14 protein-coding genes are annotated in these 13,954 nt (G+C 72.6%); 4 read left to right on the top strand and 10 right to left on the bottom strand.

The annotated features are described in order from the left end of the window. Positions 1-25: 25 nt before the first annotated feature. Positions 26-2,293, bottom strand: coding sequence for a polyribonucleotide nucleotidyltransferase (locus EDF51_RS06235; RefSeq protein ID WP_123938813.1), 2,268 nt, complete (start codon positions 2,291-2,293; stop codon positions 26-28). Positions 2,294-2,574: 281 nt separating this feature from the next. Here EDF51_RS06235 and EDF51_RS06230 point away from each other — a divergent pair, with 281 nt between their 5' ends. Further along, a complete protein-coding gene (locus tag EDF51_RS06230) occupies positions 2,575-3,789 on the top strand; it encodes a lytic transglycosylase domain-containing protein (RefSeq protein WP_133939010.1) in 1,215 nt (404 codons plus the stop codon). Between the two features lie 25 nt (positions 3,790-3,814). Here the strand turns inward: EDF51_RS06230 and EDF51_RS06225 are convergent, their stop codons facing one another. The 8 genes from EDF51_RS06225 to EDF51_RS06190 form a co-directional block, all read right to left on the bottom strand. Beyond that, the gene (locus tag EDF51_RS06225) at positions 3,815-4,024 is read right to left on the bottom strand and encodes a ferredoxin (RefSeq protein WP_133939012.1); all 210 of its coding nucleotides are present in this window, start codon (positions 4,022-4,024) and stop codon (positions 3,815-3,817) included. A 38-nt stretch (positions 4,025-4,062) separates the two neighbouring features. Continuing rightward, a complete protein-coding gene (locus EDF51_RS06220; protein WP_134194198.1) occupies positions 4,063-5,334 on the bottom strand; it encodes an NADH-ubiquinone oxidoreductase-F iron-sulfur binding region domain-containing protein in 1,272 nt (423 codons plus the stop codon). Continuing rightward, positions 5,331-5,888, bottom strand: coding sequence for a ferric reductase-like transmembrane domain-containing protein (locus EDF51_RS06215; RefSeq protein WP_131845476.1), 558 nt, complete (start codon positions 5,886-5,888; stop codon positions 5,331-5,333). Before EDF51_RS06215 ends, EDF51_RS06220 begins: the two co-directional genes overlap by 4 nt. After that, positions 5,888-6,847, bottom strand: coding sequence for an FAD:protein FMN transferase (locus EDF51_RS06210; RefSeq protein ID WP_132099690.1), 960 nt, complete (start codon positions 6,845-6,847; stop codon positions 5,888-5,890). Before EDF51_RS06210 ends, EDF51_RS06215 begins: the two co-directional genes overlap by 1 nt. Further along, the gene (locus tag EDF51_RS06205; RefSeq protein ID WP_134194196.1) at positions 6,844-7,203 is read right to left on the bottom strand and encodes a hypothetical protein; all 360 of its coding nucleotides are present in this window, start codon (positions 7,201-7,203) and stop codon (positions 6,844-6,846) included. Before EDF51_RS06205 ends, EDF51_RS06210 begins: the two co-directional genes overlap by 4 nt. 126 nt (positions 7,204-7,329) lie before the next feature. Further along, on the bottom strand, positions 7,330-7,947 hold the full coding sequence (locus EDF51_RS06200) for a CE1759 family FMN reductase (RefSeq protein WP_134194194.1): 618 nt from the start codon (positions 7,945-7,947) through the stop codon (positions 7,330-7,332). A 137-nt stretch (positions 7,948-8,084) separates the two neighbouring features. Then, the gene (rpsO, locus tag EDF51_RS06195) at positions 8,085-8,354 is read right to left on the bottom strand and encodes a 30S ribosomal protein S15 (protein ID WP_134194192.1); all 270 of its coding nucleotides are present in this window, start codon (positions 8,352-8,354) and stop codon (positions 8,085-8,087) included. Positions 8,355-8,456: 102 nt separating this feature from the next. Further along, positions 8,457-8,903, bottom strand: coding sequence for a VanZ family protein (locus tag EDF51_RS06190; protein ID WP_111084575.1), 447 nt, complete (start codon positions 8,901-8,903; stop codon positions 8,457-8,459). 162 nt (positions 8,904-9,065) lie between these two features. On the opposite strand from EDF51_RS06190, the gene EDF51_RS06185 reads away from it, so the two are divergent. Genes EDF51_RS06185 through EDF51_RS06175 form a run of 3 tightly spaced genes read left to right on the top strand, consistent with a single transcriptional unit; the run spans position 9,066 to position 11,514 of the window. Continuing rightward, positions 9,066-10,103, top strand: coding sequence for a glycoside hydrolase family 6 protein (locus tag EDF51_RS06185; RefSeq protein WP_166673499.1), 1,038 nt, complete (start codon positions 9,066-9,068; stop codon positions 10,101-10,103). A 41-nt stretch (positions 10,104-10,144) separates the two neighbouring features. Beyond that, positions 10,145-11,200: a M4 family metallopeptidase gene (locus tag EDF51_RS06180; protein ID WP_134194188.1), complete on the top strand. Its 1,056-nt coding sequence runs from the start codon at positions 10,145-10,147 to the stop codon at positions 11,198-11,200. Positions 11,201-11,238: 38 nt separating this feature from the next. Further along, complete coding sequence (locus EDF51_RS06175) at positions 11,239-11,514, top strand: protealysin inhibitor emfourin (protein WP_134194186.1); 276 nt, start codon at positions 11,239-11,241, stop codon at positions 11,512-11,514. 155 nt (positions 11,515-11,669) lie between these two features. Here the strand turns inward: EDF51_RS06175 and EDF51_RS06170 are convergent, their stop codons facing one another. Continuing rightward, positions 11,670-13,913, bottom strand: coding sequence for an AAA family ATPase (locus EDF51_RS06170; RefSeq protein ID WP_243837082.1), 2,244 nt, complete (start codon positions 13,911-13,913; stop codon positions 11,670-11,672). Positions 13,914-13,954: the final 41 nt, after the last annotated feature.

Here is a 13,954-nt window from a genome sequence, read left to right as displayed (position 1 = left end):
CGGCCGTTCGTGTGCCAGGGGTGGATCAGACGGTGGCGTCCGTCGACTCCTCGCGGGCACCGCTGGAGTCGGTGTCCGACTCCTCGGCGACGACCGGCGCGAGCGACAGCTTGCCGCGGTCGTCCACCTTGGTGACCTCGACCAGGACCTTCTGGCCGACGCCCAGGACGTCCTCGACGTTCTCCACACGCTTGCCACCGGCGAGCTTGCGCACCTCGGAGACGTGGAGCAGACCGTCACGGCCCGGGAGCAGCGACACGAAGGCGCCGAACGTGGCGATCTTCACGACGGTGCCGAGGAACTGGTCCCCGATCTCCGGGTTGGTCGGGTTCGCGATCGCGTTGACCGACGCACGAGCGGCCTCGGCCGACGGTCCGTCGACGGCACCGATGTAGACGGTGCCGTTGTCCTCGATCGAGATGTCGGCACCGGTCTCGTCCTGGATGCCGTTGATCGTCTTGCCCTTCGGGCCGATCAGCTCGCCGATCTTGTCGACGGGGATCTGCACCGAGATGACGCGAGGAGCGGTGTCCGCCATCTCGTCGGGGGCGTCGATCGCCTCGTTCAGCACACCGAGGATGGCCGAGCGGGCCTCCTTGGCCTGCTTCAGCGCCGCGTCGAGCACCGTCGACGGGATGCCGTCGAGCTTGGTGTCGAGCTGGATCGCGGTGACGAACTCCGAGGTACCGGCGACCTTGAAGTCCATGTCGCCGAGGGCGTCCTCGGCACCGAGGATGTCGGTCAGCGCCGCGTAGCGGGTCTGACCGTCGACGGTGTCGGACACCAGACCCATCGCGATGCCGGCGACCGGGGCCTTGAGGGGCACACCGGCGTTGAGCAGCGAGAGGGTCGAGGCGCAGACGGAACCCATCGAGGTCGAGCCGTTGGAGCTGAGCGCCTCGGAGACCTGACGGATGGCGTACGGGAACTCTTCACGCGTCGGCAGCACCGGCACGAGGGCGCGCTCGGCGAGGAAGCCGTGCCCGATCTCGCGACGCTTCGGCGAACCCACACGGCCGGTCTCACCGGTCGAGTAGGGCGGGAAGTTGTAGTGGTGCAGGTAGCGCTTCTTCGTGACGGGCGACAGCGAGTCGATCTGCTGCTCCATCTTGAGCATGTTCAGCGTGGTGACGCCGAGGATCTGCGTCTCGCCGCGCTGGAAGATCGCCGAGCCGTGGACGCGCGGGATCACGGCGACCTCGGCGTCGAGCGGACGGATGTCGGCGAGGCCTCGGCCGTCCATGCGGACCTGCTCGGTCAGGATGCGGCCGCGCACGACCTTCTTCGTGACCGACTTGTACGCGGCGCTGACCTGCGAGTTGGCGACGTCGGGAAGTTCGCCCGCCGACACCTTCGACGCGATGGCCTCCTTGACGCGCGACTTGAGTGCGTCGTCGGCGTCCTGGCGCTCGGTCTTGGCGGCGATCTTGTAGACGTCACCGAGCTCGGAGAGCGCGATGGCCTCGACGGCCGAGTAGACCTCGGGCGCGTACGGCGGGAAGACCGGGTAGTCCTGGATCTCCTTGGCGGACTGCGCGGCGAGCTTCGCCTGGGCGTCGACGAGGGACTTGAGGAACGGCTTGGCCGCCTCGAGACCCTGCGCGACGACGGCCTCGTCGGGCTTGGTGGCGCCGCCCTGGATGAGCTCCCAGCTGTGCTCGGTGGCCTCGGCCTCGACCATCATGATGGCGACGTCCTCGTTGCCCGCCTCGTCGGTGACGACACGGCCGGCGACCGTGAGGTCGAAGACGGCGTCGGCGAGCTGCGATGCCTTCGGGAACGCGACCCACTGTTCGCCGATCAGCGCGAGGCGCACACCGGCGATCGGGCCGGAGAACGGCAGACCGGAGATCTGCGTCGACGCGGACGCGGCGTTGATGGCCAGCGCGTCGTAGAACTCGTCCGGAGCGATGCTCAGGACGGTGATGACGATCTGGACCTCGTTGCGCAGGCCGTCGACGAACGACGGGCGCAGCGGCCGGTCGATGAGTCGGCAGACCAGGATGGCCTCGGTCGACGGGCGGCCTTCGCGGCGGAAGAACGAACCGGGGATCTTGCCGGCGGCGTAGGAGCGCTCCTCGACGTCGACGGTCAGCGGGAAGAAGTCGAATCCTTCACGCGGGTGCTTGCCGGCGCTGGTGGCCGAGAGGAGCATCGTTTCCTCGTCGAGGTACGCGGCGACCGCGCCCTGCGCCTGCTGTGCGAGCCGACCGGTCTCGAACCGGACGGTGCGCTTGCCGTACTTGCCGTTGTCGATGACGGCTTCGGCGAACTTGATCTCGGGACCCTCCAAAAGGGTGCCTCCTTGATGTGTGTTCGGCAGGCCGTGGCGACGGCACTCGATGGTGCGTGCGCGCCGATCGTTCCGGACGCATGTCTGGCCAGCAGTAGAAGCACTCGGGAAACCGTTCCGGCCCGCGAGCCACCACCGATGACCAGCTCCGTGCCCGGCCTGCGCAGTGTTGTGTCGAACATCCGGGGAAACGGTCCTCGGACACGATGGACTTTACCAGTCCACAGGGAATCGGCGGCGCGGCTCGCTGACGGCCGGGCGAGCCTCGGTAACCTGCTGCCATGCGTCTCACCCCCTCGCGGGGCGTGCTCGTCGCGGCCGCCGTGGTCGTCGGCGCGCTCGTCGCCCCGGTCCTCACCGCTGTCCCGGCGTCCGCGACGGAGTACCCGACCTGGCAGGACGTGCAGCAGGCCAAGGGGAACGAGACCGCCAAGCGCGCCGAGGTCACCACGGTGCAGGCCGCGCTGCAGTCGGCGCAGGACGAGGCGGCAGTGAAGTCGCAGGCCGCGCTGACGGCCTCGTCGAAGGCGGACGCGGCCGAGGCGGAGCTGGCGGAGGCCACCCAGGCCGCCACGAGCCTCCAGGCCCAGGCGCACCGCGCGTCCGAGACGGCCGAGCGCGCGCAGACACGCGCCGGCCAGCTGGCGGCGAACCTGTACCGCGACGGCAGCACGAACCAGATGACCACCCGGATCGCGACCGCGGGGAACCCCGACCAGCTGCTCTACCAGCTGGGCGCGCTCGACCAGCTGTCGTCCACGTGGTCCGGCGTGATGGACGAGGCGTCCGTCGCGGCCGGCACGGCATCGTCACTGCACGAACAGGCCGAACGCGCCGAGACCGAACGCGCGACGCGTGCGCAGGCCGCAGAGGAACGGTCCGCGGCGGCGAAGTCCGCCGAGGCCGTGGCGAACGCCGCGGTCGAGTCGACCGAGCAGCACAGCGACGAGCTGTACGCGCAGCTCGCGTCGCTCCGGGACACCACCGCGAAGCAGGCCGCCGGGTACGAGCTCGGGCAGAAGGTCGCGGCGCAGAAGGCCGAACAGCAGCGCAAGCGTGCGGCGGCCGCCGCGGCACAGGCGGCGGCAGCAGCCTCGGCGAGCGCCGACACCGGTAGCGGCGGGAGCACCAGCGCCGGTGGCGGCGGGGGCACGAGCTACCCGAGCACCGGCGGTGTCGTGGTGGACCCCGCGGCCGCACAGGCGTACGCGCGGAGCGCCCTGAGCTCGTACGGATGGGGCGACGACCAGTTCTCCTGCCTGGTGTCGCTGTGGACGCAGGAGTCCGGCTGGCGGGCGAACGCGCTGAACGCCTCGAGCGGCGCCTACGGCATCCCGCAGTCCCTGCCCGCTGACAAGATGTCGGCGGCCGGGGCGGACTGGCGGACGAACGCGAACACGCAGGTCAACTGGGGACTCGCCTACATCAAGAGCGCCTACGGGTCGCCGTGCGGTGCGTGGGGCCACGAGATGAGCGTCAACCCGCACTGGTACTGAGCACCACTGCTCGCCGCGTCCCTGCTCACTCCCCCACCAGCCGCAACGCCTGCAGCGGGCACATCGCCACCGCGTCCGCAGCGGCGGCGCGTTCGTCCGGCCGCACCGGCACGTCGCGGGTGCCGCCGCCGTCCCGTTCGATCGGGTAGCCCCACTCGTCGCGCGCCAGCCGCTCGGCGAACAGTTCGGTGCACAGGCCGCGTCCCCGGCAGCGGGTCCAGTCGACGTGCAGCACGACGGGACCGGCTGCGGTTGCACCGCCCGGTGCGCCGCTCACCGTCGTCCCCCGACCAGGCACGCGCCCCGCAGGTGCGCCTGGACGTCGTCGTGGAACACGTCGAGGGCGCTCCGCACCATCCGCGCGACGCCGTCCGGGTGGTGGCAGGCCCCGCGCCCGTCGACCAGGGCAGCGACCCGCCGGACCTCGCCGGCCAGGTCGCCCGCCCGACGCCCGGAGGCCAGGTCGGCGACCACGTCGGCGATCCGCGGCAACCCGTTCACGCACGGCCCGCAGCGGCCGGCGGACGCCCCGGCGAGCGCCGCGGCGAGGCCTGCGGTGACCCCGACCGGGCAGGTCCGGTCGTCGAGCACGGCCAGCACACCCGCCCCGGGCGCCGCACCCCACGGTGCGAGTCCGTCGACGTCGAGGCGCGCGTCGAGCGCTGCGGCCGGCAGCCAGGTGCCGCCCCACCCGCCGACCAGGACGGCTCGCGTCCGTCGCGGGTCGGCCGCCGATAGCCGGGAGGCCCCCAGCAGCTGTCCGAGCGGCACACCCCCGGCAGTCTCCAGCACCACGGCCCCGCCAGGGTCGGTCACGTCGCTGACCGTCACGAGACGGGTGCCGGGAGCGCTCGCGCTGCCGACGCTCCGCGCCCACGCCGCCCCGTACCGTGCGACGAGTGCCGCCTGGGCCAGGGTCTCGACGTTCGACACGAGGGTCGCGCGACCGCTCGGGCCACGGTCGGCGAGCCGCACGACGCGGTCCTCCGGCAGTCCTCGTCCTCCGGCGACGGCCGAGGCGAGTGCCGTGGCCTGCCCGGCGACGAAGGTGGTGTGGAGCAGTGCCCGGACCTCGATGGCGACCGGGTCGGTGCCGGTGCCGCGCCGGCCGTCGGTGCGTTCGGCGAGTGCCTGCCGGACCCGGTCGGCGAGCCGCGCGCTCGTGGCGACCACGGCCTCGGTCGCACCGATCGCGAGCGCCGCGACGACGATGCCGTCGAGCACCAGGTGCGGTGCGCGTTCGAGCAGGACGGCGTCCTTGCGACTGGCGGGTTCCCCCTCGGCACCGTTGGCGATGACGATCGGGGCACCGCGGCTCCCGCGCCGGGTCCGGCCCGCCACGGCGTCGAGCTTGCGGGCGAGCGGGAACCCGGCTCCGCCGCGGCCGTCGACCCCGGCGAGACCGATCTCGTCGATGATCCCGGGTCCCACGTGCGGCAGCGACCCGTGCGTGCGGTGGTGGGCGTCGAGTCCAGGGCCGGGGGCGGCGAGGAGTCGCTGCGTGCCGGTCGGTGGTGGCACGGTGAGCGGGTGGGTCAGCGTCATCGGAGGGCCTCCTTCGGGGTCGGACGGAACGCGGTGACGCCGGCCGTGCAGCGCCAGGCCACGGCGCCGAGGACGGCGGCGGCGCAGCTCCCGGCGACCACCAGGAACCAGGCGGACGTGCCGTCGGTCCCGGTGCCGATCGCGTGCGCCATCGCGATCGGCCACATGGCGTAGGCGGTCCAATGCACGGCGCGGAACACCCGCGGACCGATCACCCGGCGGAGCATCCCCGTGACGACGAGCACCACGAGCAGGTCCACGGCCAGGGTGCCGAGCCCGAGCCAGAACCAGCGGTACGCGCCGACGAACGGCACGACGGCGTCCAGCAGGCGCAGTTCGGCCTCGGTGTCGAGCAGCAGCGTCACCACGTGCACGGCCACGAACACGGTGGACGCCAGGGCGACGTCCCGGTGCACGAGCTGCACGCCGAACCGCGGCAGGCCGGGGAGCGGTCGTCCGCCGCGGGTCACGATGCCGAGCAGGACCGTCAGGGTCAGGAGCACGACGGCGGCGACGCCCGTGCCGCGGCCGACCACCCAGAGCGCGGTGTCCATCAGGCGGCGTCCGCCCCGTCGACGGTGACGGCACCGTCGGCAGCCTGGTCCTCCGGCCAGCCGCCGATCCGCAGCACGGAGCCGTCGGCCGCGACGAGCCGGGCCGCACGGCCGCTCTGTCGGAGCCAGTCCACGGCGCCGTGCCCCCGGACGACGGCGGCGGTGGTCATCGTGTTGGCGGTGGTGCACGAGGGGGCGACGACCGTCACCGACCGCCACACCGGGTCGGCGGGCAGACCCCACCGCGGATCGAGGATGTGGTGCCGCGCGGTCCCGTCCTGCTCCCAGCGGCGCTTCTGCGTGCTCGAGGTCGCGACGGACCACCCGGAGGCGATGCGGACGTGGTCGACGGGGTCGTCCGCCAGGTCCTGCACGCGCACCTGCCAGCCGCCGGAGGGGTCCGGGCCGGCCGTGGCGACGTCCCCGCCGAGCGAGACGAGGGCGCCGATGCCGAGCCGCGCGGTGATGCTCGCGGCCGCCATGTCCGCGGCGGCGGCCTTCGCCGTGGCACCGAGGTCGAGCGTGACGCCCTCGGGGACCCGCAGGAACGTGCCGGACAGCAGGATCCGCTGCCACGCCGGGCGGTCGTCGAGCGATCGGGCCACGGCGTCGGGTGACGGGACCGGAGGCGCGTCGGCGAACGCGGCGTCGTACCCGAGGGACACCATCCGTCGGCCGAGCGTCGGGTCGACGTCCCCGTCGGACAGCCGTGCGGCGTCGACGGCCTGGTGCACGAGCGTCGCCAGCAACGGCGAGACCTCGGTGCCGCGCACCAGGTCGTCGGCGCGGGACAGGAGCTCGGAGTCGTCGCGGAACCGGCTGCACGCGGCGTCCACGGCGGCCGTGACCTCGCGGACGCAGGACTCGGCGGCGGCGAGGTGGCGGCGGTCGCGGTGGTCGAGGACGACCCGGGCGGTGGTGGTCCAGAGGTCCCACTCGGCGGCGGCGCGCACGGTCATGATCCCGTCGTCGTCGTGTCGGACGACCCACCGGTGGTGCCCTGCGAGACGCCGGCGTCGCTGCTGCTCGTGCCGCTGTCGGTCGACGTGTCGTTCGACGAGTCGGTCGACGTGTCGTTCGACGACGACGAGGACGAGGACCCGGAGTCGGTGGTGGCGTCGCTCGACGTCCCGGTACCCGAACCGGAGTCCGTCGTGGTGCTCGTGCTCGTGGACGTGTCGGTCGTCGTCGTGCTGGCCTGCTCGTGCCCGAACCACAGCCCGGCACCCGTGACCGTCGCGACCGCGAGTCCGCCCAGGCTCACGAGCGCACTCGTGACCCGCGCGGATCGCTTGCCGTTGCCTCTGGTGTCCATCGGTCCTCCTCGTCGTCATGACGAGGTTCCCGAGCCCACCGATGAGCGAGCCGCCAGCCGGCCGCACTCCGACCCCACGAACCCTGTGGTCCGCCTAAGAGCGCGCCACGGGGTCAGCGGTCCGGGTCAGTGACCGAGGCCACCGAGCAGGCTCGCGAAATCAACGGACGTGGGGAGCGCGTCGGCTTCCTGCGGGGCCCGCCGGGAGGCCCGGATCGCCCAGGCCAGGTCCGCTCCGGCCCGGCGGATGCGTCCGTCCAGGGCCGCGGCGTCGCCGTCGCTCCCCCAGTCGTCGGTCGCGGCGAACACGCCGGTCGGCACCACCGCTGCACGGAGGTACGCGAAGACCGGACGCAGGGCGTGGTCGATGGCGAGCGAGTGCCGCGAGGTCCCGCCCGTGGCGCCGAGCAGGACGGGCAGGTCGGCGAGCGCGTCCTTGTCGAGGACGTCGAGGAACGACTTCGCGAGACCGCTCACGCCGGCCGTGAAGATCGGCGTGACGAAGACGACGGCGTCGGCCTCGACCACTGCGGCCGTGGCGGCGGACAGCGCGGGCGCCGCGAAGCCGGTGAGCATCGCGTCGGTGATCTCGTGCGCGAGCGGCCGGAGCTCGACGTGCAGGACGTGCGCGTGCGTGCCCTCGGCGACGAGTGCGGCGACGGCGGCTTCGCCCAGGCGGTCGGCGAGCAGGCGGGTGGAACTGGGCTCGGAGAGTCCGGCGGAGACGACGGCGATGGTGGTCATGGTGGTTCCCGACTTTCGATGCGTTTGCATGAACATCGTACCGAACCGTGCGCCGCGCGCAACCATTCCCGGGAACGGAGAACGCCCCGGTCCTCGCGAGGAGGACCGGGGCGTTCAGTCAAGCCGTGAGGCGTCGACTAGCGGCGCAGGCCGAGGCGCTCGATGAGCGCACGGTAGCGGGCGATGTCGACGTCGGAGAGGTAACCGAGGAGACGGCGACGCTGACCGACCATGAGCAGCAGACCACGACGCGAGTGGTGGTCGTGCTTGTGCTCCTTGAGGTGCTCGTTCAGGTCGTTGATACGACGCGTCAGAACGGCGACCTGGACCTCGGGGGAACCGGTGTCGCCCGTGTGGGTCGCGTACTCTTCGATGATCTCCTGCTTGACCTTCGCGTCAAGTGCCATGCGTAGATCCCCTTTCAGTCCGTTGCGCGGTGCCCGTGCCTGATGCACGAGCGCTCTTTGTCCGCGGCCGTTCGACGGCAACCGCGCAAGACTACCAGAGTCCTAGGCGGTCCTGGCGCGCAGGCGGCGACGACGGGGCGCCGGCAGCAGACTGCGGACGAGTCCGACGAGCGTCGCGCCGAGCAGTCCACCGAGGCCGTTCGACAGCACGTCGCGGGGGTCGGCGACGCGGTAGGGCAGGTAGGTGGCCTGCGCGAACTCGATGCCGGTCGACAGGGCGACCGCGACCAGGGCTCCGAGGATCCACCAGCGCCGCGGCAGCCAGAGTGCGGCGAGCATGCCGACCGGTACGAACATCGCGATGTTGGCCAGGAACTCGGTGCGCTCGTACGTGAACCAGGCACCGTGCGGCAGCTGCTGCACCCAGGCGATCGCGTGCAGCACGAACGAGTTCTGTGCCGAGGTGAAGACCTGCGGGGTCAGCGTCATCCGCCAGATCACCCAGGCGTACGCCGCGGTCACGGCGAGGAGGAGGAGTCGACGGAACATCCCGGTATTGTGCAACACCGTCCTGCGCGGTCGCTGGAGCGCTCCTGGCAGAAGCCGTCGGCCGACCTGAACGAACACCCCGGTGGCCTGGTCAGGACTCCCCCGCACCTGTCAGCATGGAGAGCGAACAGGGAGGACCGCCGGATGCCGGAGGACCAGGGGATGCGCAGGTCGGCGCGCCGGCAGTGGCTGTGGATCGCGGCCGCGGTCGTCGCCGTCGCCGCGGTGGTCACGACGCTCGTCGTGGTCGTGCCGCACGGCAGCGGGCCGGACGCCGACCCGACGGCGGGCGGACGTGACGTCGTGACGCGGAAGACCGTGGAGCAGGCGTTCCCCGGCGGCCTCGCGCACCAGCCGTCGGCGGTGAACCAGCCGGGCATCCGCGAGCGCCAGGCACGAGCCGCCGGACACGACGACACCGCGGCGCAGATCGCCCGCATCGCCGACCAGCCGATCGCGACCTGGCTCACGAACACCTCGCGGTCCGAGACGCGCGCGACCATCCGCGCGGTCGTCCGGAACGCCGAGCAGCAGCGGGCCACTCCGGTGTTCGTGCTGTACACCGTGCCGGACCGCGACTGTGGCAGCTACTCGAAGGGCGGCACCACCGACGATGCGTACCTGCCGTGGGTCCGGTCCGCCGTCCGCGCGATGGCCGGCTCGAAGGCCGTCGTGCTCGTCGAACCGGACGCGATCGCACAGATCCAGAACTGCGAGCGCCTCCGCGACTCCAGGCTCCCGCTGCTCCGCAAGGCCGTGGACGCGCTGACCGGGCACGGACTGACGGTGTACCTCGACGGCGGCAACGAGAACCGTGTCCCGACCGCGACGATGGCCGACTGGCTGCGTCAGGCGGGTGTCGACGAGGTGCAGGGCTTCTTCACGAACGTGTCGAACTTCTACCGCGTCGACCAGGAACGCGCCTACGCCGACGAACTCGCCGACGCGATCGGTGGTGATCCGCACTTCGTCATCGACGTCTCCCGGAACGGTCAGGGCTGGCGGGGGACGTGGTGCAACCCCGAGGGCGCGGGTCTCGGCCAGGCGCCGCACGTCACCGGCGGATCGAGCCGGCTCGACGCCCTGCTCTGGGTCAAGACGCCGGGGCTCAGCGACGGCACGTGCAACGGTGGACCGGCCGCCGGGCAGTGGTGGGAGTCCTACGCGCTCGGCCTCGTCGAGAACCGCAAGCGGGACTGACCCGCGGCCGGGGTGTCGGTGCCCGGTGGTTGCATGAGCGCATGACCCCGACCGACAGCCGGCGCTCCGTCGTCCCGCCCTACCTGCTCCACGCCGTGGCCCAGGCGGCCGAGTTCCCCCGGGCGGCCTCGGCGGCCCGCACCGCACTGGCGTCGCTCGAGCTCGTGCAGAGCCCGAAGCACCAGCACCTGGTCGCCCCGCGCGGTGTCAGCGGCAGCGGCACCGTCGACCGGTCGCCCCAGCGCACGATCGCCGACGCCCGCGGCACGACGACCCTGCCCGGCACGGTAGTCCGGAGCGAAGGCGATCCCGACACCGGTGACGCGGCCGTCGACGAGGCGTACGCGGGCCTCGGCGCGACCCACGCCTTCTGGCTCGACGTCTTCGGCCGGGTGTCGATCGACGGTGCGGGACTCTCCCTCGACGCCACGGTCCACTTCGGGCAGGACTACGACAACGCCTACTGGGACGGCAGCCGGATGGTGTTCGGCGACGGCGACGACGAGGTCTTCCGGCGCTTCACCATCGCGCTCGACGTCATCGGGCACGAACTGGCGCACGGCGTCACGCAGTACACCGCCGACCTGACCTACCAGGGGCAGTCCGGGGCGCTCAACGAGTCGATCAGCGACGTGTTCGGCTCCCTCGTCGCCCAGTACGCGGCCGGGCAGACCGCCGAGCAGGCGAGCTGGCTCATCGGCGAGGGACTCTTCACCGATGCCGTGCACGGCGACGCCCTGCGCTCGATGCGGGCCCCGGGTACCGCCTACGACGACCCGGTGCTCGGCAAGGACCCGCAGCCCGCGACGATGGCCGACTTCGTCGTGACGACCGACGACGCCGGTGGGGTGCACACGAACTCCGGCATCCCGAACCACGCGTTCTTCCTGGCGGCGACCGCGATCGGCGGGTACGCCTGGCAGGGCGCCGGTGCCGTGTGGTGGGACGCCCTGACCTCGGACGCCGTCACCGCCTCGATCGACTTCGCCGGGTTCGCCGCCGTGACGATCGACGCCGCTGGGTCCCGGTTCGGCGCCGGTTCCGCGGAGCACACCGCGGTGCAGGATGCCTGGCGGACGGTCGGCGTCCTCGACTGAGACGATCGAGCGCCACGCACCGGCGTACGGTCGGGAGCATGCGCATCGAGGTCCGTCGTTCCGGGGGCTTCGCCGGTACCACGCGGCACTGGCGGGTCGACACCGACACGTTCGCCGACCCCGCGGCGTGGTCCGAGGTCGTCGACGCGCTCCCCCGGACCCCCGCGACGGCGACGGCCGGGCCGCCGGTCCCCGACGACTTCACGTGGACGATCACCGTCGAGCGCACGACCGTGACGATCCCGGGCCGCCGTCTCGACGGCGCGTGGGCCGACCTCGTCGCGCGCGTCCGCTCTGCAGGCGACCCGTCCTGAGACGGCAGGCCCGTGCCGGAGCCGCCACGGGCCTCCCGTCCGCCCCGCGCCGGCCGGACCGCCGCGGATCGTGAGCAGGAATGGTCGCCTCCGCGCGGCGAACTCGACCATTTCTGCTCACGAAGTGGCCGCGCGCGATGCGCGAACGCGACCCCTCAGACGACGTCGATGACCGTCAGGCGCCGCGTCGGACGCGTCATCGCGACGTAGACCGCGGCCGCCGGGCGCGCAGCGTCGCCACCGACACGGTCGGGGTCGACGAGCAGCACGCCGTCGAACTCGAGGCCCTTGGCGTCCGCCCCGGTCAACACCGTGAGCGACCCGGCGTGCGGCGAGGCGAGCCCGCGCACGTCGGCCTCGGTGCGCGTGAGCCGCTGGCGGACGGCGTCGACCTCGGACTCCGGGACGATCACGCCGATGGTGCCGGCACCGATCCGCGACCGTTCGGCGTCGGCGACCGACACGACCGTGTCGAGCAGGTCGGCACGGGCGACGCGGACGCGCTCGACGGGGTCGCCGTCGCGCACGGCCTCGTTGCGGGTGACGGTCAGGCCGGCACCGTCGGCGAAGACGCCGGCGGCCTCGACGATCGACCGCGGGGTGCGGTAGTTCACGGTGAGCTGCTCGATGCGGTGGTCGAGCGGCACGAGCGGTGCCCGCCCACGGCGTCGGCGGGCGAGCGCGCCGAGCACGTCGTCCCAGGTGCGCGCGGCCCCGGGCGAGGAGCCCTGCGCCATGTCGCCGACGATCGTGAAGGAGCGCAGCGGGTTGCGGCGGGCGAGCACGCGCCACTGCATCGGCGAGAGCTCCTGCGCCTCGTCGACCACGATGTGCCCGTAGGTCCACTCGCGGTCGTCGGCGGCGCGCTCCGCGGTCGAGCGGGGGTCGCCGCCCTCGGCGAACGAGCCGGCGACCTGTTCGGCGGTGACGATGCCCTCGACGCCCATGTTCTCGATCGCCTGCCGCGCGTTCTCGATGTCTCGGTTCCGGCTGGCCTTCGCCGCGCGCTTGGCGGCGCCGCCGGTCGGGTCGAACGGGCCGAGCAGTTCGGCGGCCTCGTCGAGCAGGGGGACGTCCTCGACCGTCCAAGCAGCACCGCGTGCGCGCTGCAGCAGGGCACGGCGTTCCGGGGTCCAGTCCGGGGTCAGCGAGGCGAGCCAGTTCGGACGGGCGTACAGGTCCTCGAGGAACTTCTCCGGCGGCAGCGGCAGCCACGCGGTGTTGAGCAGCACCCGGGCGTCGTAGGAGCTCCGGATGTCCTCGCGCAGGACCTTCTCGTCGGCCTCGTCGACCGTCGTCCCACGCTCGCGCAGCTGTTCGGCGAGCAGCCGGGTCATCGCGTCGAGCGCCAGCTTGTTGAACGTCACGCGCGCGGCGTTGTGGGGCTTGCCGCGGTCCTGGGCGCGCTTCATCGCGTCGGCCACGAGCTGCGGCGTCACGACGAGCCGCTCGCCCTCGACGTCGAGCGTCACTGACTCGGTCGGCACCACCTGGCGGGACCGCACGGCGCGGCGCAGGAGTGCGGCCGTCTGCGCGGAGCCCTTCACGGCGGCGACGTCGCGGGCGTCGTGCGTCGTCGCGTGCACCCCCGGGTAGAGCGAACCGAGCGAGGCCATGACGACGCCGGTCTCACCGAGCGACGGCAGGACCTGTTCGATGTACGTCAGGAACGCCGGCGACGGGCCGACCATCAGGACGCCGGAGCCCCGCAGCCGCTCGCGGTACGAGTACAGCAGGTACGCCGCACGGTGCAGCGCCACGGCGGTCTTGCCGGTGCCGGGGCCGCCCTGCACGATCAGCACGCCCTCGAGCGGGGAGCGGATGATGCGGTCCTGCTCGCCCTGGATGGTGGCGACGATGTCGGTCATCCGGCCGGTGCGCTCGGCGGTCACGGCGGCCAGCAGCGCCCCCTCGCCCTGCAGGTGGGTGCGCTCGTCGTCGTAGAGCGAAGCGTCGAACACCTCGTCCTCGACGCCGACCACCCGACGGCCCTCGAGCGACAGGTGGCGACGCGAGCGCATGCCCATCGGGTGCGCCGCGGTGGCCTGGTAGAACGCGCTGGCACCGGGCACCCGCCAGTCGAGCAGGAGCGGGCGGTGGTCGGCGTCACGGAGGCCCACGCGGCCGATGTAGCGGAAGGCGTCCTCGGAGCTGTCGGGCTCGGAGACCTCGAGGCGGCCGAAGACCAGACGGTCCCCCACGCGCTCGAGCGTCGCCACGGTGTCTTCGTAGAGTCGGGCGTACGCGTCGCGCTCGCTGCGGCTCTGGTGGTTCCCGCCGACCGCCTGACGACGGGTCTCGGCGAGACGCTGCTCGGCCTCGGCGGTCAGCTCGTCGAGACGGCGGAAGAGGCCGTCCACGTAGCCGCGCTCGCGGTCGATCTCGGTCGGTTCGGACACACGCAACCCTTCGGGAAGAGGGGAATCCAGTGTACTGCCCG

Origin of the sequence: Curtobacterium sp. PhB25 (genome assembly GCF_004365375.1) — a bacterium.
Classification (GTDB): Bacteria; Actinomycetota; Actinomycetes; order Actinomycetales; family Microbacteriaceae; genus Curtobacterium.
The sequence above is the reverse complement of the archived record's forward strand: the minus strand, read 5'-3'. Positions and strand labels throughout refer to the sequence as shown.

Bases quoted from the DNA above. Each gene is read 5' to 3' on its own strand.
- rpsO (WP_134194192.1), bottom strand. From the start codon at position 8,354: ATGGCACTTGACGCGAAGGTCAAGCAGGAGATCATCGAAGAGTACGCG.
- EDF51_RS06190 (WP_111084575.1), bottom strand. From the start codon at position 8,903: ATGTTCCGTCGACTCCTCCTCCTCGCCGTGACCGCGGCGTACGCCTGG.
- EDF51_RS06210 (WP_132099690.1), bottom strand. From the start codon at position 6,847: ATGACCGTGCGCGCCGCCGCCGAGTGGGACCTCTGGACCACCACCGCC.
- EDF51_RS06220 (WP_134194198.1), bottom strand. From the start codon at position 5,334: ATGACGCTGACCCACCCGCTCACCGTGCCACCACCGACCGGCACGCAG.
- EDF51_RS06230 (WP_133939010.1), top strand. From the start codon at position 2,575: ATGCGTCTCACCCCCTCGCGGGGCGTGCTCGTCGCGGCCGCCGTGGTC.
- EDF51_RS06205 (WP_134194196.1), bottom strand. From the start codon at position 7,203: ATGGACACCAGAGGCAACGGCAAGCGATCCGCGCGGGTCACGAGTGCG.
- EDF51_RS06185 (WP_166673499.1), top strand. From the start codon at position 9,066: ATGCGCAGGTCGGCGCGCCGGCAGTGGCTGTGGATCGCGGCCGCGGTC.
- EDF51_RS06180 (WP_134194188.1), top strand. From the start codon at position 10,145: ATGACCCCGACCGACAGCCGGCGCTCCGTCGTCCCGCCCTACCTGCTC.
- EDF51_RS06200 (WP_134194194.1), bottom strand. From the start codon at position 7,947: ATGACCACCATCGCCGTCGTCTCCGCCGGACTCTCCGAGCCCAGTTCC.
- EDF51_RS06175 (WP_134194186.1), top strand. From the start codon at position 11,239: ATGCGCATCGAGGTCCGTCGTTCCGGGGGCTTCGCCGGTACCACGCGG.
- EDF51_RS06215 (WP_131845476.1), bottom strand. From the start codon at position 5,888: ATGGACACCGCGCTCTGGGTGGTCGGCCGCGGCACGGGCGTCGCCGCC.